This window comes from Mesorhizobium sp. M3A.F.Ca.ET.175.01.1.1 (genome assembly GCF_004791945.1).
Classification (GTDB): Bacteria; Pseudomonadota; Alphaproteobacteria; order Rhizobiales; family Rhizobiaceae; genus Mesorhizobium.
This window is the reverse complement of the sequence record NZ_SRTP01000017.1, coordinates 40,093-61,393: the sequence shown is the minus strand read 5'-3', so window position 1 is coordinate 61,393 and position 21,301 is coordinate 40,093. Positions and strand designations below refer to the sequence as shown.

The following is a 21,301-nucleotide window of genomic DNA, read 5'->3' as shown; positions in this document are numbered from 1 at the left end:
CGAACAGGCGAACCGCGGCCCTCTTCGCTTATCTCACCGTGATGTCGCCGGATGGAAGTCACCTTGCCTTATCCCGGAACATCTTCTCGGCAGTGGCATGGCTGGAGCCGTCGCCACGGCTAGGATCGCCCGCTCCTTCTCGTCGCCGGCTCACGCTTGTGCACATGCTCGCCCCAGCCCAGACGTCTTCGCCTTTTCGCCAGCCCGTCCGGGAAACGTAGCTAAGGAGCATTTGGGCGAGTAGCAGGCGATGTGTTCGGACCGGGGCAACCCAGGTCCGGCAATTGCTCACACGACGAGGGCTGATCGCTGACGCCGCCATAGCGCTCCACGAGTTTTGCGAAGCCGTAGGCGAAGGCGACAAGAAGCGCCAAAACAACCACTATTCGGACCGCCATGAAAGACTGTAACAGGATCGCTCATAGAAATGAGCATACCGCAAATTGCAGCATCCGTTTCCTTCCCGGCGATCGCTGTCGGCCTTTCACCCTTCATCAATTGTTCATGACATTCGCGCAAGCTCGTAAGCGGCATGCTGTGCTAGTCTGCATGCCCAATCCCTGGCCCGGTGCCTGAATCACCCCTCTGCGCCGGGCCTTTTTGGTCTCCCTGGCCGTTTCAACGGTTTGTAAATCTGCGCTACAGCGATTTTCGATGACGCGTCAGGTGGGCGTGACGCGCTTGCCACCGCAGTTGGCGCCTTGAGGCTTCGGCCGCACATCCCATTCTTTACTTCAGGCCGGCAGCCCGAGCTGCTTCCGCAGGTTCTTGTCGAACGCGGATGCGGGCACGAAACGGCGCAGGAGACTATGGCTGCAAGGGGCCGAAAGCGGACTGTTCGTTTGTCGGAATGGGCTAGAAGCTGACGTTTAATGGTCACGATCGCAATTGACCGTCGTTCTCAATAATCAGCGAGAGTGGCCCGGCCCTATCTCGAAAAGCTTCCTCGCTTCAACAAATCCCTAGAGATCGACCACCGTCCTAAGCGTGAAGTCTGTTATCCCGCTCCTTCTAGCAACCCGTAGAATAAGCCTAGGACTGAGCAAGCGGTGAGAACAGAGAGCATGCCGATCTTGAAGCGGAAGACAGCAATCATCGCGCCCACTGTCAGTGCCAGCGATGCGACATTGACGGAGCTTAGCACTGGCAAATCGACAGTCGTCCCCAGTCCGTGCGCTTCAAAAGTCTGTCGAAATAGGACATGAAGTGCGAACCAAAGAGCCAGGTTCAAAATTACGCCAACAATCGCTGCTGTGACTGCTGCCAGCGCCGCGGATAGCGCCTTGTTGCTGCGCAGCGCTTCCATGTAGGGAGCCCCTAGGAATATCCATAGGAAACAGGGAACGAAGGTCACCCATGTCGTGAGAAGGCCGCCGAGCGTGCCCGCGAGCAGCGGCGACATGGAGCCTGGCGATCTGTACGCCCCCATGAAGCCGACGAACTGCGTGACCATGATGAGTGGGCCTGGCGTTGTCTCAGCCATGCCAAGCCCATCCAGCATTTCGCCAGGCCTCAGCCAGCCATAGTGGTCTACGGCTTGCTGCGCCACGTAAGCCAAAACCGCATAGGCGCCACCGAAGGATACGGCAGCCGTCTTTGAGAAGAAAAAGCCGATATCCGTAAAGACATTTCCCTGCCCGAACATCGCCCACAGCGCGAGAGTGGGTGCGAGCCACAGCACCAAGAAGACACCGGCAACCTTGAGCGACCAGCCGGTCGAGGGACGCGCGTGGGCGGGAGTCTCCTCGCCAAGTGCTGTATCGGCATCGGCGACTTGCTTGCCGCCAACCTTGGCATGGTTACCGCCTGACGCAAACGCGGGCCAACCGGCTCGATTGCCGAAATAGCCGATAAGTGCGGCTGCAAGAACGACCATTGGGAACGGGATATGAAAGAGTGCCAGCGCGACAAAGGCCGCTAGGGCGAGTCCCCTCAGGACATTGTTCTTCAACGCGCGCCGGCCGATCCTGAGCACGGCTTCGATCACGATGGCTAGAACTGCGGCTTTCAGCCCGAAGAACAGCGCTTGAATCGCCACCACATTGCCGAAAATGGCATACACCCAGCTAAGGGCCATGATGGCAACGGCGCCTGGAAACACAAAGAGCATGCCCGCAACCAGCCCGCCCTTTGTCTTGTGCAGGAGCCAGCCGATGTAGATGGCGAGTTGCTGTGCTTCCGGACCTGGCAGGAGATGGCAATAGTTTAACGCCTGGAGAAAGCGATTTTCTCCGATCCAGCGCTTTTCCTCCACAATGATCCTGTGCATCACCGCGATCTGTCCAGCAGGGCCACCAAAGCTTAACGCGGCGACGCGGGCCCAGACGCGAACTGCGTCGCTGAAGGGTATCCCGTGTGAAGGTACGCTTGTGGATGTGGCTGGAGCGACATTCAAGTTTTTGATCTCATTCATTGCCTGCTCCTCCTGCCGGTCAGCCGCGCTTGGTGCCGAAATACTGATAGAGGTTGTCGAACACCGAGGCACCGTGAGCGATGCGCTGCTCGTCCTGCTCGTTGGCCGAGCAGATGCCGGCAACGAGGCTGGCGATGCCGGCCGTTTCCTCACGCCCGAACTTGGAATCCTTCAGGTCTATGTCGTGGACGATCTCGGAGATGGCCTGGAGCGCCGGATCGTCCAAGCCCGCCCGGGCCAAGAGGACCTCGAAGCTGCAGCGATCTCCTTCGTGGGTGATTTCACCTTCGAACATGTCGAAACGCAGTTCTCCCTCTTTCGGGACGTAGCTCTTTCCCGGGACGAAACGGATGACAGCATCGGGATCGATGAAACGGCGGATCAGCCAACTGCAGGCGATGCGATCGACGTGCACGCCCTTTCGCGTAACCCAGATCTTGCCCTGGAGCTGCGCTGCCTGCGCGGACGTTTCAGGATGCTGTTTGGCCATCTCTATGTCCTCTGCAAGACTGCGCTCCAGTTCAGCGATCAGACTCTCTGCCGAAAGCCGGCCGGTCGCCCCGAAGAAGTCGATCGCTGCGACGTCAGTCAGTCGCTTTCGCAGGCGGGCCGCCTGGGGACCGAAATCAGATCGGTTTCCGGCTGTCGCAGCCGCTTCAAGCTGTGTCGACAGGGCTTTGGCCTCATCGGTGATCGCATCGTAGTCCTCATCACGGGCAGCGTCGAAGAGTGCTCGCGCTTGGCCATCTGACAGGCCGTCGATGAGACGGGCTTCGCAGATCATGGCTTCGCCTCCGCTTTCGACGATCTCCTTCAGAAGCCATTCGAAATCTTCCTGGGTCTCAGCGTTCGCTGGCAGCGCATAAACCGTATTTTTGACGGCTACCGCCCCAAGGCCTTGAAGACGCCGCCAGACCTTCACCCTGGGGTAGGCTGGCTTGCTTGGCAGTTGGTGAATCAGCAGCAGCCAGCGCTGCTCGTCCGGTAGGCCGTCGTTCATGCATAAAGTGTATCATTTCAAAAACGCGAAATGCAACACTTGTATCATATTGCTGTGGGGTGTAGCGTCTTCACCGCATAGCCAGGGGAGGACGCCATGCACCGGATCATGCCGCTGCCATTCAAGCCGCCCCGCCTCGATGGTCTCTCAGAACGGCTCCTCACCAGCCATTACGAGAACAACTACGGAGGCGCGGTCCGTCGGCTGAATGCGATCGAGCGCCGCCTAGATCAACCCGATTGGGTTGCCGCTCCGGTTTTTGACATCAACGGCCTGAAGCGCGAGGAACTGATCGCGGCCAACTCAGCCATCCTCCACGAGATCTACTTCGACGGGCTGGGCGGTTCTGGCGACGCGGGCGGAGATCTCGGGGCAGCGCTCGAGCGGGACTTCGGCAGCGTCGCTCGTTGGCGTACGCAGTTTGCGGCCTGCGCAAAGGCCCAGGCTGGCGGATCGGGCTGGACGCTGCTCACCTGGTCGCAACGGCATCGGCGGCTGATGATCCAGTGCGGAACAGACCATACCAACTTTCTGGCCGGCAGCGTGCCGGTCCTCGCCCTCGACATGTATGAGCATGCCTATCACATCGATTTCGGCGCAAAGGCTGGCGCCTATGTCGATGCCTTCATGAAGAACATCCATTGGGACCGTATTGGCGTTCGCTTTGGTCAAGCGACAAGTCGAGTGGACGAGACGACCGGCGAGGCGCTCGACGCGCTACGTGGGGCCATTGCCCCCGAGGACTTGCGGAACCGCTTGGATAGTGGCGAGGACATTTTCCTTCTCGACGTTTGTCTCGCCGAGGATTTACCCAAGCGCACCGATATGCTCCCTGGCGCAACAATCCGCGCCCCGGAAAGAATTGGCGAATGGGCAGGCCAACTGCCGAGCGACAAGCAGATAATCATCTACTGCATCTACGGTTTTCAGGTCAGCGGTGACGCCGCTGCCGAACTGCGCGGCCGCGGTCTGGATGTGCGCACGCTTTCCGGCGGCCTCGCCGCCTGGCACGCTATCGGCGCGCCGACCGTACCGTTCAACCCGCCAGAAGGGAGGACTGCATCATGAAATGGGTTACTCGCGAACGTCCGGTCATCGACCGCATCGCTTGCCCCTGGCTGATCGCGCGCTTCATCGACAAGGATCCTGAGTTCCTATTCGTCGCCCCGGACCAGGTGGTGCGGGTTGCACAGGAGACGGGCGCCACGCCCTATGACGTTCCCAACGTTGAATTTACGCATGTGGGCGACGGTTGCAGCTTTGACACTTTCGTCTCGAAGTATGGGCTGGATAGTGACTCCGCCATCGTAACGATCGCCGCGATCGTGCGCGGAGGCAGACACCGACAGGCACGACCTCACCCCTCAGTCGGCCGGGCTGCTGGCCATCTCGATGGGGCTTCGGGACGTGACACCGGATGATCAAATGGTCCTGAAGCATGGGTTTATTATTTACGACGCCCTCTATGCCTGGGCCTCGGGCCGAAAGGCCGAGAAGCACAGCTGGCCTCCGGCGGAAAAGCCGGCGGCCTGACGACCGCGCGCGGCATCACAATTCCGCGAGCGTCATCCCATTTCGGAACGGCGGACGTTTTCCATTTGGGCACCTGGGGCTGACCACAGGAGCAAAATGATGCGTGGAAAAATCATAGCTGGCCTCACCTTGGCAGCTTCCCTCGGAGTTGCACCGTCTTCCCTCGCCGCACCTGACTGGAAGGCGGTGGCAAAGGCGCTGGGTAAGTCTGGCACAGAGGTATCAGGCGGCGTTTACCGGGTCGGGCTGCCGCGTTCCGATCTGAAGGTCACTCTCGACGGCGTGCAGCTCAAACCAGCGTTGGCGCTCGGCTCGTGGCTGGCATTCAAATCCATGGGCGACCACGACGCCATGGTGATGGGCGATCTCGTGTTGACCGAGCCCGAGATCAGCCCGGTGATGATGAAATTGGTTGAAAGCGGCATCGGGGTCACGGCGCTCCACAATCACCTGCAGAGAGCCCAGCCGGAGACGATGTACATGCATGTGCTGGGGCATGGCGATCCGGAAAAGTTGGCCATGGCGCTGCGTTCGGCGTTGCAGCAGAGTGCCACGCCGCTTTCAGACGCACCGGCGAGCGCCACCTCGGCTTCGAACGCGATTGACCTCGACACCACGATCATTGACCAGGCGCTTGGCCGCAAGGGTAAGGTCAATGGCGGCGTCTATCAGGTCAGCATCCCGCGTGCAGAGACCATCAAGGACAACGGTATGGAAGTGCCGGATGCAATGGGCTCCGCGATTGCGATCAACTTCCAGCCCACCGGGAATGGCAAGGCCGCGATCACCGGCGACTTCGTCTTGATCGCTTCCGAAGTGAATCCGGTGCTAAAAGTCTTGCGGGAAAGTGGAATAGAGGTGACCGCCGTGCACAACCATATGCTCGACGACGAACCCCGGCTTTTCTTCATGCATTTCTGGGCGAATGACGATGTTGGTAAGTTGGCCAAAGGGCTGAAGCTGGCGCTCGATCAAGTACACCTTAAAACGGGCAGCTGATCTTTGGCAGGAGCCCTTCAAAACTCGGAAGGGAGCTACCTCGGCCCTGGCGGCGTCGAGCAACCCGGTTACGAGAGGAAAGGCGGCGGCGCCGCGGACGTTTACGCGGCGCGGGCTCTTCGGGATTTTGGCGATGGCTTTGCCGCGGTGCTCTTGCCGGTATACCTGACTTCAATGGGGTTCGGACCGCTCGAGATCGGCGTGGTCGCAACGGTCGCACTGCTTGGTTCGGCACTGCTGACGCTCGGCATCGGGTTCCTGGCGGCGCGGGCAGACCGGCGGACCCTGCTTTTGGCTGCGTCTGGCCTGATGATCGCAACCGGGCTGGCTTACGCACGATCGAGTACCTATGCAGTCGTTCTGCTCGTGGCCTTCCTCGGCACGATCAATCCCTCTTCTGGCAGCGTCAGCATCTTTGTTCCGCTGGAGCATGCCGTGTTGTCGCGTCTCGTCGCGGATGCGGACCGCACGAAGGCGTTCGCACGATACAGCCTGTTAGGCGCGCTGGCGGCAGCGCTTGGCGCACTTGCCGCAACCAGCCCGGACTTCCTGGTGACGATCGGCATGTCGCGGATCACGGCGCTGAAGGCAATGTTTGTCCTCTATGCCGTTCTTGGCTTGGCGGGGGGCCTGGTGTACGCGCGCATTCCAGCCGGTCCGAAAACATCTCCACAGGACCGGCCCGCCGCGGCACTTGGGCCGTCGCGTGCCATTGTTTACAAGCTGGCGGCGCTGTTCAGCATCGATGCGTTCGCCGGCGGCTTTGCCGTGCAGTCGCTCATGGCTTTGTGGCTGTTCAGCAAGTTTGGACTTTCGCTATCGACTGCCGGGGTGTTCTTTTTCTGGTCGGGTGTCCTGTCGGCGGTCTCATTTCCGGTCGCCACTTGGCTGTCAAGGCGCATCGGGCTTGTGAACACGATGGTCTTCACGCACATCCCGTCAAGCATTTGCCTGATCCTGGCCGCGTTGGTGCCGAATCTCTATGCCTCCCTGGCATTTCTTCTTGTACGCGCAGCACTGTCCCAGATGGACGTGCCGACACGATCCTCGTATGTGATGGCGGTCGTCACGCCACCGGAGCGACCTGCGGCGGCAAGCGTGACCTCGGTGCCTCGCAGCCTCGCAGCCGCCGCGAGCCCCGCCATTGCCGGAGCGCTATTTGCCGCGGGGTTCGAAGCTTGGCCCCTGGTGATCTGCGGTGCCCTCAAGATCCTCTATGACCTGGCCCTGCTTTGGGCCTTCCGCCACATCAAGCCGCCGGAGGAGCGATGAGGCTGCACACTCACTGTGATCCCGTGCGACGAATCGCTCAAGCTGCGGTGATCTGCCAGACGGCGACGCTGGCAAGCACGATCCCTGCAGCGCCTTCCATGCCGCGGCAGATAGCAGCGAAAAGCCACGGCTGGCTTTCAAAGAACTGCACCAGCCGTTCGCGGAATAAGATCGACAAAACCGCGACCGCGGACAGGGTCAGTGCAACACCGGTCATCATCGCGACGGCAAAGAGAAGGCCCGCTACCGGAACGCCCCTGGACATCGCGAAAGTCATGACGAAAAGCGTTAACGGGCACGGGATCAGGCCGGCCATGAACCCAACGGCTTCGCCTTCATGCTTATGACGATGGCCGCGGCTGAATGCCCGCCAAATCATCCAAGCGCCGATCAGCCCGAGCAGCCCGCGGCTGACATCCTCTAGCAGCGGTGCACGGCCGACGCTGCCAAGCGCAATCGAGACCAGTGGCAGAGACAACGCGGCGATGATGACCGCGATGGTGACGTGGGTGACCGAAAGGGTGATGGAGACGAGCAGGCCACGCGCGACCTTGGCATCCGAGCCGGCGAGATAGGTCGCTAGCACAGCCTTGCTGTGACCGGGCGTGAGCGCGTGGGCGGCGCCGAAGACGACGCCCATAGGCAGGAACGCCATAAAGCCCAGCCAGTCACCGCCACTGGACAGCAATTTGATCTGGTCGGCGAGGGCCAGGTAGATCGTGCGCTGGAATTCGATGAGCGTCTGGAACAGTGGTTGCATCAGGCGCAGGTCAACTCAAGTCGCGTCGCGAAGATCTTGCCGAGGTTGATGCCTGCCGGATCATTGAAGAAAGCGTCCGTCAACCGCTTCTGGTTTTGGGCAATCGCCACATCGGGATTCGGGCGCACGACCGCGCGGGTACAGCCCCGTGGTAACCCGGTTACAGCGATCTTCTCGTCGTCCGTGAAATCGATTGCCGTGTAGAATGTGGGATCATAGACGCCAATGCTGACCTTGCCTGCAAGCGGCAGCGCTTCTTTGGGCCGGGTCTCGAACTGCAGGACGAGTTGGTTGTTCTGATAGCTCGTATTCAGTCTGGTGGGCGGCGTCATCGCCACATCCTTGCCGTCTACGGTGACCATCTGGAAGTAATTGTATTCGGCAAGCGATGCATGGATTGTAAGTGCGGCGGCGTCGAGTTCCTTGGCGTCGAGCACGAGATCGGCGTTCTTGTCGAATTCCATCAGCACCGTCGAGGAAAAGAGCTCATCGAAGCGCCAGAGGTGCTTCAGCGTCTTGATGCTCTGGCCAGAATCGAGCCCCACATCCAACTTGGCCTCGGCAAAGACGTGCGGGTGAGCCCCGGCAGCAGCGGTCGAAGCCAGCAGCGCAGCGCCCAAAATCGTACCCGTCAGCCGCATACGCGCTCGCCCCTAATCGTTTTCGGTATCGACCTCTGGCAGCCCAAACAGGCGAAAATGGGACCGACCGCATGGCCGTCACTCGTCGACGATGGAACTAACTATGATGACGTTCGAGCTGCTCGAAACCGTCTCGGACGTCAAATGCACCAGCTGCTTGCGGTTGCCCGCGATCAATATGTAGAGCCTGGATAACTGGCTGCCCTTGCTTTGCTCGCCGATCTTCTCGGCATCCGTGCGCTCGAAAAAACGTTCTTCAAATTGGGCGCGGTCGACATTGGGCAGCTTTACCGTACAGGTCTGGACTGCCCGACCGTCCATGTTTCCCCTGGTGACGGCGACATCCTGAGCTTCTGGATCTCCGCCGCCTTGAGTGCGGCCGCCCAGGCGCTGCGCATGTCGTTCCGATAGCCTTCCTTGCTCCGGCCCGGGAACACCCACTCCGACTTCGGCGACTGCTCCTGCTTTATCTTGGCGAGCACCTCGAGGACTGGCGCCGTCAACGGCAACCGGTGATCTCGCTTCTGCTTCGTCACGCTGGCCGGCTTGGTCCAGATCGCTCGCGCGAAATCGAGCTGCTCCCATCGCATCTGGCACGTCTCGCCGACCCGGGCGCCGGTGAGTAGCAGCACCTTCAAGATCGCGGCCGCCTGCCGGTCTTCGAGCGCTTCGAGAGCCTTGGCCAGGCTCCGGCTTTCCGCGGGGAGGAGATAGCGCTCCCGTCCAGAGCCATGGTTCTTGTCGATGTTGCGGGCTGGGTTCTCGCCGGTCCGCCAGCCCCAATCGACGGCGTAGCGGAACAGCACGCCGGTGATCACGATGCACTGATTGGCTTGGTGCCGCTGGCCGAGGCCGGTCAGCTTCTTGAAAAGCTTCTCCACGTCGCCGCGCTCGACATCCTGGACCCGCTTCTTTCCGATCGCCGGCGCAATGTGGTTCGTGAACGCACATCCGTAGAACTTCCGAGTCGCCGGCCTCAGGCCTGGTAGGTGCTCCTCTTTGAACCGGTCGATCAGGTCGTTGACGGTCTTGCTGCGCTTGCGCTCATCGGCGGCCTTCTCGCGTGCCGCCTCGATGTCGCCAAGTGGATCGCCCCCAAGGTCGACGACCTTGCGCAGCCGCTTCGCCTCCTGGCGCGCCACGCCCACCTTCCAAGTCCGAGGTCGAACCGATCCGTTCCGCAGATCCTCACCCGCCTGCCAGCCGCGAAAAGCCTTGACATCATCGACCGGAGCAAGAGCCGCATCACCGGAGAGCGGGGTCCAACCGCGAGTCCCTGCCTGCGCCACGGTTCGCTCAAAGTCAGGGCCATTGGTGGAAGGCATCCACGGCCTGATCGACACCATCGGCAAGCGACGGCAGCGTACCCAAGCACGCGGTCGCAAGCGTCACGATGAAAACGCGCTTAGACATCCCGCCAGATTTACAAACAAGGGTCGGCAGTCAACAGAGATGGAACATAGGTTGAAGGCATGTCTCGGCAAGTCGTGCTGCGAGAGCTTGGCGGGACCAATGCCACGCGGACCTCTTGCGAGCCATTTCTAAGCGGTGAAGACCGTAAGCAGCCGTCGCTCCAATTGCCGGCCGACCGCCAAGAGGGAACGCTCGCCTAGAACCATGCGATGCTGGCCAAAACTATAGGGACGTCGGTACAACGTGCCCCGTAGCGATCACGTCTTGCGCCTTCCCCCTCTCGCGTCCTCCGGTTTTATTCTGATGCGCAACGTCCCGCCCTCGGGACGGTCGATTTCGAACGCATTCGTCTTGCGCACCAGATCGCTCAGCTTGCGGAAGCCGAAGGTGCGCGGATCGAAGTCGGAGGCCAGATTGGCAAGCTGCGTGCCGACGGCGCCGAGCGGAACCCAACCATCCTCGCTCTCCATCTGCGCGATAACCTTGCGGATGATCGGCACGGCAGCTGAAGGCGGCTGCAAGGGCTTCGTGATCGATATTGCTTCAGGCTCGTTCGCGGATGCGGACGGAAGCAGATTCTCGGTATAGACAAATCGCCGGCATGCCTGTCGGAAACTCTCCGGCGTCTTCTGCTCGCCGAAGCCGAAGACGTCGATGCCCTGCTCGCGGATGCGGGCCGCGAGCCGGGTGAAGTCGCTGTCGGAGGAAACCAGGCAGAAACCATCGAATCGGCCGCTATGCAGCAGGTCCATTGCGTCGATGACGAGCGTGATGTCCGAGGCGTTCTTGCCTGTCGTGTAGGCGAACTGCTGCTGGGGTATGATTGCGTGCTTCGAAAGGACGTCGGCCCACGCTTTCGAGCGCGAGCTGGAAAAATCGCCATAGATGCGACGCACGCTGGCCTCGCCGATCTTGGCGATCTCCTCGAACAGCCCATCGGCGATCTTGGCAGATGCATTGTCGGCATCGATGAGAACGGCAAGGCGTGGCGATCGAGGTTCGGAAGGCGTCATAGGCTTTTTCTCAGCGCTGTTCATGCGACCTGAAGTTCTTGCTTTCAATGTCGATGATATTGCCGCAGTTCGCGCATTCCATCTGGGTGTGCGTCCGAATCCAGCCGACGAGCGTCTTCGCTTGATGATGGCAACGGGGACATTCCACGTCGATTTCAAAGCTATCCGTCTCGCGTATTGTCATCGCAATGCCCTAGCTTTCATCACCAGCTACGTCTTGTGCTTCTTTCCGCTCTGTAGATGAAGGTTTGTCCTTCGCGACTTTCCCCGCAAGCTTGGCTTCTTTCTTGGCCGCCTTGGCCTTGTCTCGTTGACTCCGCTCGTACCGATAGTTCGGCTTCATCGCCATTCGAACACTCCTTGTCTGTTAGTTGGTCTAATGCTGGCTAGGAATAGCAACCCGGCAGGCGCGCTTGACTCCACACCGCGCAGTCGCTCGCCGAGCTCAGTAAATCTCAACCGTGCGGTCGTAGCTAATCCCCGCACCCTTAAGCGCGGTGAGGAATGCGACACTCGCGTCATCGGCGGCATCATCTTCGGCGCATCGCTTCATTGCGTCCGTCCAAGCCAGGCTGTCGTTTCCAGGCCAATGGTCAAACAGGAAATCGGAAGCCTGTGCGACGGACTCAATGAGAGTAAAGCCGAGCGGACCGGCGATGTAGACAACCACGGGAACTCGGAATTTTTTGCCAGCCATCGCGTACCTTACGCCCGATTGCATGGAAAGACGAGCGTAGCCGCCGATTGCTGATCAGCTTTGATCCCAAGCGGAAGCTGTTACCTGAAATCGGCGGCGGTCAAAGTGTAGGAGTCGCGGCGGTGGCGGGTATAAACCTTGCCTGCCATGTCCTGGATGGAGTTGCGCAAAGCATCGAACGCCGAAAGATACGCCGCCTCCACGCTCGCCTTCCCGCCTAGGACAATGCCATTTTTGGCCAGGGCCTCGGCTTCGATGAAGAAACGGATCTGGAACATGCCGTCGTGACCGACGAAGTAGACGCCGTTGCGCTCTGGATCGAAGCTTCGGCTGGGGTTCGGGAATGCCAGAGTCATGACTGTTCTCACGGTTTCTCGGGTGCAGCGAAGAACCGCGCGGCGATCCTCTCCTTGCGCCGCTCGCTGCTGCAAAAGTTCAGGGACAGCATGCTTTTCGTCGCTTCCGATTGGCTGAGCCCGACCATGGAGTCGCCGTTCACATGCGCTGGAATGCCGGTGAAGACGTGATAGACGGTCCAGGAACGATCGACTTCGACGCGGCGGCGATATTGATGGTCCTCAAAGTCGCAGGCCCGCGCGCCGCCTGCATTTTCCTCGCGGAGATCAGGCCAGGCGTCGCGAGCCGCATCAGTGCGAAGGTCGCTTGCGTTCATGATGTCGGCCCTTTGTCTATGTCCGTCTGCGCGGCGATGATGCTGGAATAGATCGTCGCACCCTCGGCGTCGGCAATGGCGACGGCATCTGGCCACTGGGGCATGTTCAGCGTCCTTGCTAGAAGCCGCGCGATCTCGATCACGGCGTCGAGGTCGACCGCGTCCACGGTTTCACGGCCGACGACGGCGTGCGCGTCGTCGGCAAGCCGCGTGCGATAGAATTCGATCACAACTTCATAGGAATCCGCCTCGGGCAAACATCCTGCGGTCAGCCCTTGCTCTTGCTTTGGGCGTGGGTTCCACCCGCACCTTTGATTTGGCCGAACGCCCTCTCAGGCTTGACCGGACTCTTGTCCTGCTTCGGCTTCCTGATCTCTCGGTTCGAGCGCTTCTGTCCCTTGGCCATGTCCGAATGTCCTTTCGATGAGCCTCACGCCCCGTCCGACACCTCGTCGACTGGTTCCAGCCTGTCCTCCGTCACCACCCGCTCATGCGGTTCGGCGTCGCTGCGGATACGGTATTGCGGCGAGTTCCCCCTCGGCGGGGGGTACGGGTGACACTAGATTTCGCCGGTCTTGGGGCCGGTTCTGAGACCGCCTTTGAGCCGGACCGCCTGTCCGACATCAAAAAGACGGGTCGAGGTTCCGTGCTGGATTGGTTGTGCGTTGCGTTGCATGAGGGTCGTCATGATTGCCTCCGGTCCTTGTCGAGCGCGGCCTCGAGCGAGGCCGGTTCGACGGGCACCATTTGCTGCGTGGATCCCTTTGCTGAGATCGCCGGCAGGTGAACGAAAGTCGCCACGCGGCGCCAGGCGGTGCGAGAAGCCCCTTCAAGAGGCTCCTCGTCGAGATCGCGCGATAGTCTCCGGGTGGCTGCGGCACGAAGCGAACGACGGTCTGCGTGGTACGAGGGGCCATCTGCGGCTTTCTGCGGAAACACGCGCACACTCTTCCGCTTCGATTGCACCGAACCGCCGAAACGACGTCCGGTGCTGCCAGTTGGTCAGTACCGGTATCATGGCGAGAGGCCGCGCCGGGAGTGTCGCCATGCTTTCAGCGAACGGCGAGGCTTTCATGATCACGAAGCCACCTCGACCAAATCAACGAGCTTTATATGCGCCACAATTGCGCGGCGGACAAGGCGGTGTAGGCGTTTTATTTTTGTTGGTTAAATAAAAACTCGGGCGCTGAGGCCGTAAATCCTGCAGGAATTCTCGCCATCAAACGCCATTTTTTTGCAAGTCGCAAATATTTACGGCGGATAATTTTGTGCCCCTAGAGAATAATTTCAGTTCTCCTATCCATCGCGAGGCAAACGCTCTATAGAAGGATATGCAGCCGTTCCGCCACGAGAAGAAGTTGCCCTTAAAGCAGCCGCCCGGCAGCCGCGCCGACCGCTAAGTCCGGTTTCGTATGCAAATCCAGGCTCTTCTCCGAGCGTGAAGCGCCTAGCGCGTTCGGCAAGCTCGGCACCAAGGCGCCGCTCGGTGTCGCGGCGGCCCGGTTGATGCGAAGGGGACAGTTGGGACGCGCATGGGTGCGGCGCTCTCTTCATCTCGTCCATTCGCCCTGAAGGTGGGTGTCGCGCACTGGATTTTCGCTGTGCTGATCTCGGCTTTTGTCATCACAAAGGCCTGAGCCCGTCGACGCTCCCCGAGGGCGAAAATAGAGGACGCGAACATGGCAAACCGCTACGCGCTTCGGATGGACGAGCCGAACAGTTGGACCGTTTTCGACATCTTCACCGGTCAGCCTGCCGAGTTTGAGAAAAAAATGATGATCGGCATCAAGACGCACCGGCCGGAAAAGATCGTTAGCGAACTGAACGCTCGCTCAGGACGCGAAGCGGCGGGTGGAGACCGACCGGGGCTTCCTGACGTCGGCAAGGCCGATATTGCGGTCCAGCGCTCCTGGCCCGATCATGTGCGGCATTGTCTGGGTGACGGCGGCCCCAGCATTCATTTGACCTGAAAGGAGAATACCCATGAGAACCATGAAAACACCCGATGCCCCGCCCGTCGTGATCGTGGCGGTGGCCAAGTCATCCAAGACCACGTCGGCTCGGTTGAAGATCAGAACCGACGAAGCAGCAAGGCGCAGGATCGCCGACACCGACGGCACTCTGAGGCGGGCACGTGAACTCGCGGAACGCAATCGCCTGATTTGAATTGATTGTCACGTGGGATTGGCGCCCAGAGAGCGGGCCGTGTCGTGGGTATCGAAGCTGTATCCAATTGAACGGCAACGCCGGGAGAAGAGTTCCGCCCCGAGATACTATTTGCCGGCTTTCGCGGGCCGCTGGGCAGCGCGCCACTTTATTCCCGGGCGCCCCTTGGCCTGCCCTGTCGACACCCTATGATTAAGATATGGGGACCGCGCAGATGTTTGCACAAAGCGTCCCAAAAACCTCTTGATTGCCCAGGACGACGAGCAACTGCTCGGTGCTTTGCGAATAATGGCCCGACAGTATCGAGGCGGCTCGCTAAAATCAGGTGAAGAACTGGTTGACTTGACTCTGCGAACTGCCATCGAAGAATACGCTGGCCGGCCGACGGACATGAGTCTTTTTCGATGGCTGCGAAGCGTGATGCAGCGGCATGTGCATTGATTGAAGGGCCTGCGCTTACTGAGAAGATTTGATGATGCGCTTGAGGTGGCTCGCACGAGCCCGTAGCTTTCCCCGGTCGCAATGAGCTATTGTCGACCTCCAGCTGTGCCATGTGTCAGCCCCGAACACTCCGGTACGACGCGCCTTTCGCCTTCTGTCTTGATGGAATTCATGGGCGGCTCTGTCGTTGGCTGAGAGGCCCTTGAACGTCCACTCATCCACCGGACCATTCTGTACGCCACTTGCCGTCTACCCCCTGAACGAGCATTTCAGCTTCGAAGCCGCCCGACCCGGCCACCGCGCAGCCCAGGCGCACCCCAGAGTCCAGTCGCCTACCGTACCGATACGCGGGAGCCCGGATGATGATGGCCCGGAACCGTGTCGGTAGAGGCCGCCGCACCTTGATAGTGCAAGCAGGCCTTCCGTCGGGGCCGGTGAATCTGAGGGGCGCCGCTCACCGGGGCTGCGGCTATCCGGCATAGCACTCATGCTGCTGGGATCGCTCCATCATCAATTTCGGCTCTTAAGAAACCGGGCTTCCCGCAACAAGGAGTTCCAGTTGCTTCCGATCAGGTCGATCAGCTCGCGGGCGTGGTCTTCCGAAATGCCCGCTTCCTTTGCCCCGCATCAGGCTGGGGCACTGTGCGCCCTTAACCCACCGAAAGCTAGTCGCATTACTTGCTGGATGATCGTCTCACCGGTACCTAAAGCGGCCCGGCGACCGACACGGTTCCGGGCCATCATCATCCGGGCTCCCGCCGAGGGCAGCCCGCTTGACACTTGCTAGTGGCGGGCTGTCCGGGGACCAATCGTCGCGCAAGCATTGCCATATCAAACTCTCTGTTGCGTCCGGGCTTGTCCTGCCGGCCCATCTTAAATGGCTCCGTCTTTTGAGCCGAACAGACCTCGACGCGATAGGTTTCCTTCCTCCTGTCAGCACATAAAAGTTGATTGAAAGCGGCCCATGAAGGCGTAGAGTTCTCATTGGCCCCAGGGAGGCAGGCTATGGTCAATTCCGGCATCTTGTATCCCGAAGACTTGGCCGTGCTCGCGCAGGCCGTCGACGACTTCTGTCGAGAATTCCGGATTAAGCCGGACAGCGACGAATGCCCGGATGAGACCCGTAAAGCGGTGACCATGTACGAGCACGGCTGCCGCGGCCGAGATGAACTGGTTGCAAAGCTGAGAGAGCAGAGCACCTCAGCAGCCAACACTGACGTGGCGCGCTCGGCGGATCCGGGCGCATTGCCCAGCGCGTTCAGCCCTCGTTCTGGATTTCCTGAAAGCCATTTCGGATCGCGTCAATCAGAGTCGCTATAGAATATGGCTTCTGCACCCAGCCGAGCGGCTTGGCCGCTTCCGCTCGGAGCCGCACGTCGCGATCGCCATGTGCAGTCGTAAAGATGCACCGGATACCCAGCTCTCGATACAACTCCAGGGCCGTATCGACGCCGTCCCGCTTGCCAAGCAAGCGGATGTCCATCAGGGCAAGGGCCGGCTTGGTCGCGATCGCCATGCTTATCGCCTGATCGGCGCTGGTTGCGAGGCCTGCTAGCGAGAAGCCCTCGGCCAGTAATCCGGCCTCTATGTCCAGCGCGATCAGATAATCGTCTTCGACGATCAAGATCAGCTGGCTCTGAGTGGTTTCGGCCGGTCCGCCACTCACCTCATCTCGGGAAAAAACGATCTGCGGCTTGAAGGATCCATTGATGGCCCCCGCACGGCTTAGCTCAGGTATTGCTGTTTTTGGTCGCAAGGCCAGTCTCCTGGGGCATCTGGCAAAAGGTTACGTTGCATCTGGACGGGTGCCGACTGACTTCGAACGTCCCGCCGATCTGTCGGACTAAGCCTTCGACAAGTCGCAGACCCGACGAAGACGATCGCACTGAACTGACTTCGAAGCCCGGGCCCTCGTCCTCGACCACAAGGCTAACACCTCCGCCGCTTCGTCTGATCGAAACGCGGATGCTTCCTTGCCCGATTCCGGGCAAGCCATACTTCACAGCATTGATCAGGAGCTCGTTGATAATAAGCGCCAGCGGCATCGCAATGTCGTTCGGCAGTTGGATTGGATCTGCCTCGCAGACCAATTGGACGGCTGGGGGAAACATCTGTTTTGCCGTCTCGCAAACAGCTCCCAGGAACGGCCCGGCTCCGAAGTTGACCGCATCAGGCGTGTCATAGAGGACGCGCTGAGCGGCAGCCATCGCCGCCACCCGTTTGGTTGCCTCGTCCAGAACCGTCCGAGCCTCGGAGTTCTTGCTGGTCCTTGCCGCGACCGAGAGCAGGGACTTCAACATCATCATGTTGTTCTTGACGCGATGATTGAGCTCATCGAGCAATATCCGCTGCTGGGTTTCAGCTTGCTTACGCTCGCTTACATCGACCAGCATGTTTATGGCGCCGGTGATGTTGCCAGCAGCATCGCGCGTCGGCGTGGGATATGGAATGAAGGGAACCCGAGTGCCGTCAGGTCGCTCGGCCACTGCTTCGTAACCCCGGATAGGCCGACCTTCACGCAGAGAAATAGCCATCGGACACTGGTCATGGGGAAGCGATGTTCCATCCGGCCAGAACAGCTTCCATGTCACGCACCATTCGTCGGTGCCAATCACAGGCGTCCGGCCGGCCAGTTGCACCGCCGCTTCATTGAAGTAGGTGATCTTGCCATCCCGATCGGTGGTGTAGATCGCGGCGGGAATGGCTGCGAGCAGGTCTTTGAGTTGGCGCTCGCTGTCTTTTATTTTCGCTTCCGCAAACTTTTTGTCGGTTATGTCCCGGGCAATTTTGGAGGCACCGACGATGCGGCCTGACGCATCCCGCACCGGCGATATCGTGAGAGAGATATCAACCAGCGTTCCGTCTTTGCGGCGGCGAACCGTCTCGAAATGGTCCACAAGTTCGCCATTGCGGATGCGACCTAAAATCAGCGGCTCCTCGTCCACCCGATCCTCGGGAATGATGGTGGTGATGGGCTTGCCAACGATCTCCGCGGCCGTATAGCCGAACAAGCGTTCGGCGCCGCCGTTCCAGATGGAGACGATGCCGTTGAGGTCCTTGCTCACGATGGCGTCATGGGATGACTCCACAATCGCCGCCAATCGCTGGGTCGCATTCTGTGCTCTGACACGCTCAATGCCGAAGCCTAGCTGGCGCGCGATTGTCCGGACGACGTCTAGCTCTTCTGCCGAGCAATCACGCGGCTCGTCGAAATAGGCCATGAACTTGCCCAGCAGACGCCCGCCTTCGGATATCGGGATGAAGCAGACCGCGCCAATGCGTTCTGTTCGGATTGCCTGTCTCAAGCTATTGGGGAGTTCGGCGTGTGCCACGTCGCTCATGGAAATAGGCTGTGGATCGCGGTCTGCCGCGGACCAAGGCGAATGGCCTTCCACCGCGTCTCGATACGCATCCGACAGGCCCCGCCAGGCGACAAACTTCATGATGCCGTCTTCCAACAGCAGAATAGAAGCACGTCGGCATCTCAGCCCGCGCTGAATTGCGTCGAGGGCAGCCTCGTAGACGTCTTCGCGGGTTAGAGCGTGCTGGAGCATTTCCGTCAGTTGATGGAGCGCAGCCTGCTCTTCGGCTCTTCGGGCGAGTGCCGCCTCGATCTCTTTTCGTTCGGAGACATCGTGCTGCACCCGTACTGCGTAGCGAAACTGCCCGCCCCCGTCGAGAACGCTGGAAGATGTCACGACAGCCCAGAAAACCGATCCGTCCTTGCGCACGAACCGCTTCTCAATGGTATAGCTTTTGATCTCACCGGCGACCTGTTGGCGATATTTCGCGCGATCCACCTCGACGTCGGCAGGGTAGGTCCAATCGAAAACCGGTCGACCAATCAACTCCTCCTGCGTATACCCCAAGAGACGGCACAAATGCCCGTTCACCCGCAGCAGCCGGCCTTCGGCGTCAGCTTCCACTATCCCCACACCGGCGCTATCATAGGTCAGGGCAAGCCTCTGCTCCTGCTCGCGCAACAGCTCTTGCGCTTTGACCTTTTGAGTCACGTCGATGGTGATGCAGCGCGTGTTTAGGAACCGTCCGCCGGTGGAGCGCACATTGGATGTTATCTCAACCCAGCGGATTGAGCCGTCCTTCGTGCGCAACCTCGCGCGATACTGTTGAAGGTTTTCATGCCGGGAAAGACGGTTCAGAATATCGTCGATCGTGGCGGGATCGGCGTGAAATTCGCGGATGTTGCGGCCGATGTATTCTTCCGCAGAATAGCCGACCAAATCCAGTTCGGCCCGATTGGCACGCAATATGGTGCCGTCATGGGCCACAAGGTGGAGAGCCACGGCTGCGTTCTGGAAGAAATCTTCCAGTTCCCCGGCGGGTTGGACCGCAATGTTCACTTCACGGCTTTTATCACCTCCCGCACCGGAAATGCCGGAGGACAAAACTCGTTGTTCCATGGCGGGCCGAAATCCCCCTGACCAAGCGTAACACGCGTTTCGGCAAAAGGTTCCAAAGATTTGCAGGATCGCCGCCCTAGAGCGTGCATGATGGCATTGCGATCACCCCACGATGCCGCCGTCGAGGCACCTGGTCGAGCACGAGACCGCTACGGCTTGGGTCTGCCAGACCCTTTGCCGCCAAGGCCTGCTTTGGAGCGCACAGGTTTAACCCGACTTCAGTTTGAGTTGCTTAAGCCGACTTCCGAAGCTCCGTCACATGGAACACCAAGGCGGAACGCCTGGCCGTCAGCATAAGACCGAGCGTAGTCCTGTGCCTCGAACGGGAAAGTCAAAGTGCTGCCATAGACGGTGACCCGTACCGCCCATGTGGCTTCTCGGATGATCTCGACAGAATGATCTTCGTGCGCAGACAAACTCTTCCCCTACGGCAGACTGCATCATAGCGGGCAAAAGATACTTGGCATACGAACAATCGAGGTTGGCTTACGAATTCTTATTCCGGCCCCTCCTCGGGTCGGCCTGCCCCCTTGAGTTCGCCGGCCAGACGCGCTCCCCTTACTCGCTTCGCTGTTTAGATCACGCTCCGCCGGTGTCGATGAACGAGGCATTTAAGTGACACGTTCACTTGGCCCAGCCGAGCGGGCTGTTACCGATTTTGAAGCAAAATGCCCGTCCGCCAAAACTTGGCAGACGGGCTGCGTCACGTTCATGGGAGTGCAGAGCGGATCAGTTGGCAACACGGATTTATCAGACCGAGAGATCGTTGAGATAGGCGTCAATCTGATGGCCGCGAGGGCCGCCAACGCGGCCCACCAACTCCCTTGGATTGGAAATAGACTCCTCCAATATTTTTCTCCGGTGCCGAGGGTACTCGCCAAGCGGGAGATGATAGTCCGACTAGCCCGGGCGCGTTGAAGGCAAAATCTTGCTCAGTGGGTCTGAAGGGAGGTTGCCATGGAAGACGGAACGTTCAAGGGCCGATTTTCGCGAGGGACGACAGCCTCCTTCTTCGAACGATCGAATGTATCATGGATGCGATAGAGTTTCTGGAGGAATGGCCCGTCGAAAGGCGTGGCCTCCTGCACGCAGCTGCGTATGAAACCTGTTACGCCGCGTATGATGGCCGGAAGTCTCTCGAGGCCGCGCAAAAGACCTTCATGACGTGGGCACGCAGGGTCAGGGTCATCGAGGATGCCCCCTTGGCGCCATCATGGATGACAGGGCCGAAAATCAGCCCCTTTAGACCGCCTTATAGAAGCTGGCGGCTGAATTCGCAGCGACCTCGCACTCTCTAGCGCCGCAAGGAACGCGAAGTCGCATATAACCGGCAGCATTTGGACCGACGTGATGAAACGCAGCGCCGCAGATGGTCCAATGGTAAAAGGAAAATGCGAAGTGGCAAAGCTTAGGACGAGCGTCGTAATGGCCGTAAGGGAGATGGATTCTCGAAGCAGGCCAGCGCAGTCAGGTCGGATCGATCGTCGGCAGTTGGTTGAGCAACGTGGATACCGCCGTGACTATCTGCGGCATGAAGAACGGCTTTGTAATCATGATGCTATTCGGGACGCCCTCGTGAGCCCAGTGGGTCGCACTGTCGCCGCTAATGTAGACGACCGGCAGCACTGCATTGGCGCGGCGACAACGCCTCGCCAGCTCCCATCCCGTCTCGCCAGAGCCCATTCGGATATCCGTCACCAGCGCCTTGAATTTTTCCGGGTCGGCATCAAAAGCGGCAATCGCGCTTGCCGCGTTATTTGCCCCTACGACCTCGAAGCCCGCTTCTTCCAGCGCCGATTCCAGATCGAGCAAAATCATCGTCTCGTCTTCAACGACTAGAACCGCGCCACTGCCCATCT

Annotated in this window: 25 protein-coding genes; 8 read left to right on the top strand and 17 right to left on the bottom strand. The window is 59.8% G+C overall.

Annotated features, from left to right (window positions below):
- Nucleotides 1–997 precede the first annotated feature (997 nt).
- Both chrA and EN818_RS27515 read right to left on the bottom strand, forming a co-directional pair.
- Nucleotides 998–2,413: a chromate efflux transporter gene (gene chrA / locus EN818_RS27520; RefSeq protein ID WP_135906016.1), complete on the bottom strand. Its 1,416-nt coding sequence runs from the start codon at nucleotides 2,411–2,413 to the stop codon at nucleotides 998–1,000.
- A 19-nt stretch (nucleotides 2,414–2,432) separates the two neighbouring features.
- Entirely contained in the window at nucleotides 2,433–3,413 is a 981-nt protein-coding gene (locus EN818_RS27515) for a chromate resistance protein ChrB domain-containing protein (protein WP_189523857.1), read from the bottom strand.
- 96 nt (nucleotides 3,414–3,509) lie between these two features.
- Between EN818_RS27515 and EN818_RS34495 the strand changes: the two genes are divergently transcribed.
- The 5 genes from EN818_RS34495 (at nucleotide 3,510) to EN818_RS27495 (ending at nucleotide 7,217) form a co-directional block, all read left to right on the top strand.
- Nucleotides 3,510–4,481, top strand: a complete 972-nt coding sequence (locus EN818_RS34495) for a Fe-Mn family superoxide dismutase (RefSeq protein ID WP_135906015.1) — start codon at nucleotides 3,510–3,512, stop codon at nucleotides 4,479–4,481.
- The gene (locus EN818_RS27505) at nucleotides 4,478–4,834 is read left to right on the top strand and encodes a chromate resistance protein ChrB domain-containing protein (RefSeq protein WP_245518895.1); all 357 of its coding nucleotides are present in this window, start codon (nucleotides 4,478–4,480) and stop codon (nucleotides 4,832–4,834) included. Before EN818_RS34495 ends, EN818_RS27505 begins: the two co-directional genes overlap by 4 nt.
- The gene (locus EN818_RS33835; RefSeq protein WP_245518894.1) at nucleotides 4,806–4,946 is read left to right on the top strand and encodes a chromate resistance protein; all 141 of its coding nucleotides are present in this window, start codon (nucleotides 4,806–4,808) and stop codon (nucleotides 4,944–4,946) included. The genes EN818_RS27505 and EN818_RS33835 overlap by 29 nt, the downstream gene beginning before the upstream one ends.
- A 99-nt stretch (nucleotides 4,947–5,045) precedes the next feature.
- Nucleotides 5,046–5,945 carry a DUF1259 domain-containing protein gene (locus EN818_RS27500; protein ID WP_135906055.1) on the top strand — a complete coding sequence of 300 codons (900 nt, stop codon included), beginning with the start codon at nucleotides 5,046–5,048 and terminating at the stop codon, nucleotides 5,943–5,945.
- A 3-nt stretch (nucleotides 5,946–5,948) separates the two neighbouring features.
- Nucleotides 5,949–7,217 (top strand): MFS transporter, encoded by a 1,269-nt coding sequence (locus tag EN818_RS27495; protein WP_135906014.1) that lies wholly within the window; start codon nucleotides 5,949–5,951, stop codon nucleotides 7,215–7,217.
- A gap of 37 nt (nucleotides 7,218–7,254) precedes the next feature.
- Here the strand turns inward: EN818_RS27495 and EN818_RS27490 are convergent, their stop codons facing one another.
- The 12 genes from EN818_RS27490 to EN818_RS34380 form a co-directional block, all read right to left on the bottom strand.
- Entirely contained in the window at nucleotides 7,255–7,968 is a 714-nt protein-coding gene (locus tag EN818_RS27490; RefSeq protein ID WP_135906054.1) for a sulfite exporter TauE/SafE family protein, read from the bottom strand.
- Nucleotides 7,969–7,976: 8 nt separating this feature from the next.
- Entirely contained in the window at nucleotides 7,977–8,618 is a 642-nt protein-coding gene (locus EN818_RS27485) for a DUF1007 family protein (protein WP_135906013.1), read from the bottom strand.
- A 78-nt stretch (nucleotides 8,619–8,696) separates the two neighbouring features.
- Complete coding sequence (locus EN818_RS27480) at nucleotides 8,697–8,939, bottom strand: hypothetical protein (RefSeq protein ID WP_135906012.1); 243 nt, start codon at nucleotides 8,937–8,939, stop codon at nucleotides 8,697–8,699.
- Entirely contained in the window at nucleotides 8,906–9,760 is an 855-nt protein-coding gene (locus tag EN818_RS27475; RefSeq protein ID WP_189523856.1) for a site-specific integrase, read from the bottom strand. Before EN818_RS27475 ends, EN818_RS27480 begins: the two co-directional genes overlap by 34 nt.
- A 528-nt stretch (nucleotides 9,761–10,288) precedes the next feature.
- Complete coding sequence (locus tag EN818_RS27470; protein ID WP_135906010.1) at nucleotides 10,289–11,044, bottom strand: NYN domain-containing protein; 756 nt, start codon at nucleotides 11,042–11,044, stop codon at nucleotides 10,289–10,291.
- 193 nt (nucleotides 11,045–11,237) lie between these two features.
- Nucleotides 11,238–11,393 carry a hypothetical protein gene (locus EN818_RS32890; RefSeq protein WP_189523855.1) on the bottom strand — a complete coding sequence of 52 codons (156 nt, stop codon included), beginning with the start codon at nucleotides 11,391–11,393 and terminating at the stop codon, nucleotides 11,238–11,240.
- A 96-nt stretch (nucleotides 11,394–11,489) separates the two neighbouring features.
- Nucleotides 11,490–11,714, bottom strand: a complete 225-nt coding sequence (locus EN818_RS27465) for a DUF982 domain-containing protein (RefSeq protein ID WP_245518893.1) — start codon at nucleotides 11,712–11,714, stop codon at nucleotides 11,490–11,492.
- A gap of 107 nt (nucleotides 11,715–11,821) precedes the next feature.
- The gene (locus EN818_RS27460; RefSeq protein WP_135906008.1) at nucleotides 11,822–12,097 is read right to left on the bottom strand and encodes a DUF1488 domain-containing protein; all 276 of its coding nucleotides are present in this window, start codon (nucleotides 12,095–12,097) and stop codon (nucleotides 11,822–11,824) included.
- Nucleotides 12,098–12,105: 8 nt separating this feature from the next.
- Complete coding sequence (locus EN818_RS27455; protein ID WP_135906007.1) at nucleotides 12,106–12,414, bottom strand: hypothetical protein; 309 nt, start codon at nucleotides 12,412–12,414, stop codon at nucleotides 12,106–12,108.
- The gene (locus tag EN818_RS27450) at nucleotides 12,411–12,644 is read right to left on the bottom strand and encodes a hypothetical protein (protein WP_245518892.1); all 234 of its coding nucleotides are present in this window, start codon (nucleotides 12,642–12,644) and stop codon (nucleotides 12,411–12,413) included. Before EN818_RS27450 ends, EN818_RS27455 begins: the two co-directional genes overlap by 4 nt.
- A gap of 38 nt (nucleotides 12,645–12,682) precedes the next feature.
- Entirely contained in the window at nucleotides 12,683–12,820 is a 138-nt protein-coding gene (locus EN818_RS32885; protein ID WP_189523854.1) for a hypothetical protein, read from the bottom strand.
- Nucleotides 12,821–12,973: 153 nt separating this feature from the next.
- Complete coding sequence (locus tag EN818_RS34380; RefSeq protein WP_281036017.1) at nucleotides 12,974–13,102, bottom strand: hypothetical protein; 129 nt, start codon at nucleotides 13,100–13,102, stop codon at nucleotides 12,974–12,976.
- Nucleotides 13,103–14,093: 991 nt separating this feature from the next.
- Here EN818_RS34380 and EN818_RS27435 point away from each other — a divergent pair.
- Nucleotides 14,094–14,384 (top strand): hypothetical protein, encoded by a 291-nt coding sequence (locus tag EN818_RS27435; RefSeq protein WP_135906005.1) that lies wholly within the window; start codon nucleotides 14,094–14,096, stop codon nucleotides 14,382–14,384.
- A 13-nt stretch (nucleotides 14,385–14,397) separates the two neighbouring features.
- Nucleotides 14,398–14,580 (top strand): hypothetical protein, encoded by a 183-nt coding sequence (locus EN818_RS27430; protein WP_135906004.1) that lies wholly within the window; start codon nucleotides 14,398–14,400, stop codon nucleotides 14,578–14,580.
- Nucleotides 14,581–16,279: 1,699 nt separating this feature from the next.
- On the opposite strand, the gene EN818_RS27425 is transcribed toward EN818_RS27430, so the two are convergent.
- Together EN818_RS27425 and EN818_RS27420 are read right to left on the bottom strand one after the other, a co-directional pair.
- Nucleotides 16,280–16,777 (bottom strand): response regulator, encoded by a 498-nt coding sequence (locus tag EN818_RS27425; protein ID WP_245518891.1) that lies wholly within the window; start codon nucleotides 16,775–16,777, stop codon nucleotides 16,280–16,282.
- Entirely contained in the window at nucleotides 16,752–19,442 is a 2,691-nt protein-coding gene (locus tag EN818_RS27420) for a PAS domain S-box protein (RefSeq protein WP_135906003.1), read from the bottom strand. Before EN818_RS27420 ends, EN818_RS27425 begins: the two co-directional genes overlap by 26 nt.
- 1,031 nt (nucleotides 19,443–20,473) lie before the next feature.
- On the opposite strand from EN818_RS27420, the gene EN818_RS27410 reads away from it, so the two are divergent.
- On the top strand, nucleotides 20,474–20,740 hold the full coding sequence (locus EN818_RS27410) for a DUF982 domain-containing protein (RefSeq protein WP_245518890.1): 267 nt from the start codon (nucleotides 20,474–20,476) through the stop codon (nucleotides 20,738–20,740).
- Nucleotides 20,741–20,909: 169 nt separating this feature from the next.
- Here the strand turns inward: EN818_RS27410 and EN818_RS27405 are convergent, their stop codons facing one another.
- Entirely contained in the window at nucleotides 20,910–21,299 is a 390-nt protein-coding gene (locus tag EN818_RS27405) for a response regulator (protein WP_129553321.1), read from the bottom strand.
- Nucleotides 21,300–21,301 lie beyond the last annotated feature (2 nt).

Coding starts and splice junctions, on each gene's coding strand:
- chrA (WP_135906016.1), bottom strand. CDS start 2,413: ATGAATGAGATCAAAAACTTGAATGTCGCTCCAGCCACATCCACAAGC.
- EN818_RS27515 (WP_189523857.1), bottom strand. CDS start 3,413: ATGAACGACGGCCTACCGGACGAGCAGCGCTGGCTGCTGCTGATTCAC.
- EN818_RS34495 (WP_135906015.1), top strand. CDS start 3,510: ATGCACCGGATCATGCCGCTGCCATTCAAGCCGCCCCGCCTCGATGGT.
- EN818_RS27505 (WP_245518895.1), top strand. CDS start 4,478: ATGAAATGGGTTACTCGCGAACGTCCGGTCATCGACCGCATCGCTTGC.
- EN818_RS33835 (WP_245518894.1), top strand. CDS start 4,806: ATGGGGCTTCGGGACGTGACACCGGATGATCAAATGGTCCTGAAGCAT.
- EN818_RS27500 (WP_135906055.1), top strand. CDS start 5,046: ATGCGTGGAAAAATCATAGCTGGCCTCACCTTGGCAGCTTCCCTCGGA.
- EN818_RS27485 (WP_135906013.1), bottom strand. CDS start 8,618: ATGCGGCTGACGGGTACGATTTTGGGCGCTGCGCTGCTGGCTTCGACC.
- EN818_RS27480 (WP_135906012.1), bottom strand. CDS start 8,939: ATGGACGGTCGGGCAGTCCAGACCTGTACGGTAAAGCTGCCCAATGTC.
- EN818_RS27470 (WP_135906010.1), bottom strand. CDS start 11,044: ATGACGCCTTCCGAACCTCGATCGCCACGCCTTGCCGTTCTCATCGAT.
- EN818_RS32890 (WP_189523855.1), bottom strand. CDS start 11,393: ATGGCGATGAAGCCGAACTATCGGTACGAGCGGAGTCAACGAGACAAG.
- EN818_RS27460 (WP_135906008.1), bottom strand. CDS start 12,097: ATGACTCTGGCATTCCCGAACCCCAGCCGAAGCTTCGATCCAGAGCGC.
- EN818_RS27455 (WP_135906007.1), bottom strand. CDS start 12,414: ATGAACGCAAGCGACCTTCGCACTGATGCGGCTCGCGACGCCTGGCCT.
- EN818_RS32885 (WP_189523854.1), bottom strand. CDS start 12,820: ATGGCCAAGGGACAGAAGCGCTCGAACCGAGAGATCAGGAAGCCGAAG.
- EN818_RS34380 (WP_281036017.1), bottom strand. CDS start 13,102: ATGACGACCCTCATGCAACGCAACGCACAACCAATCCAGCACGGAACC.
- EN818_RS27435 (WP_135906005.1), top strand. CDS start 14,094: ATGGCAAACCGCTACGCGCTTCGGATGGACGAGCCGAACAGTTGGACC.
- EN818_RS27430 (WP_135906004.1), top strand. CDS start 14,398: ATGAGAACCATGAAAACACCCGATGCCCCGCCCGTCGTGATCGTGGCG.
- EN818_RS27420 (WP_135906003.1), bottom strand. CDS start 19,442: ATGGAACAACGAGTTTTGTCCTCCGGCATTTCCGGTGCGGGAGGTGAT.
- EN818_RS27410 (WP_245518890.1), top strand. CDS start 20,474: ATGGATGCGATAGAGTTTCTGGAGGAATGGCCCGTCGAAAGGCGTGGC.
- EN818_RS27405 (WP_129553321.1), bottom strand. CDS start 21,299: ATGGGCAGTGGCGCGGTTCTAGTCGTTGAAGACGAGACGATGATTTTG.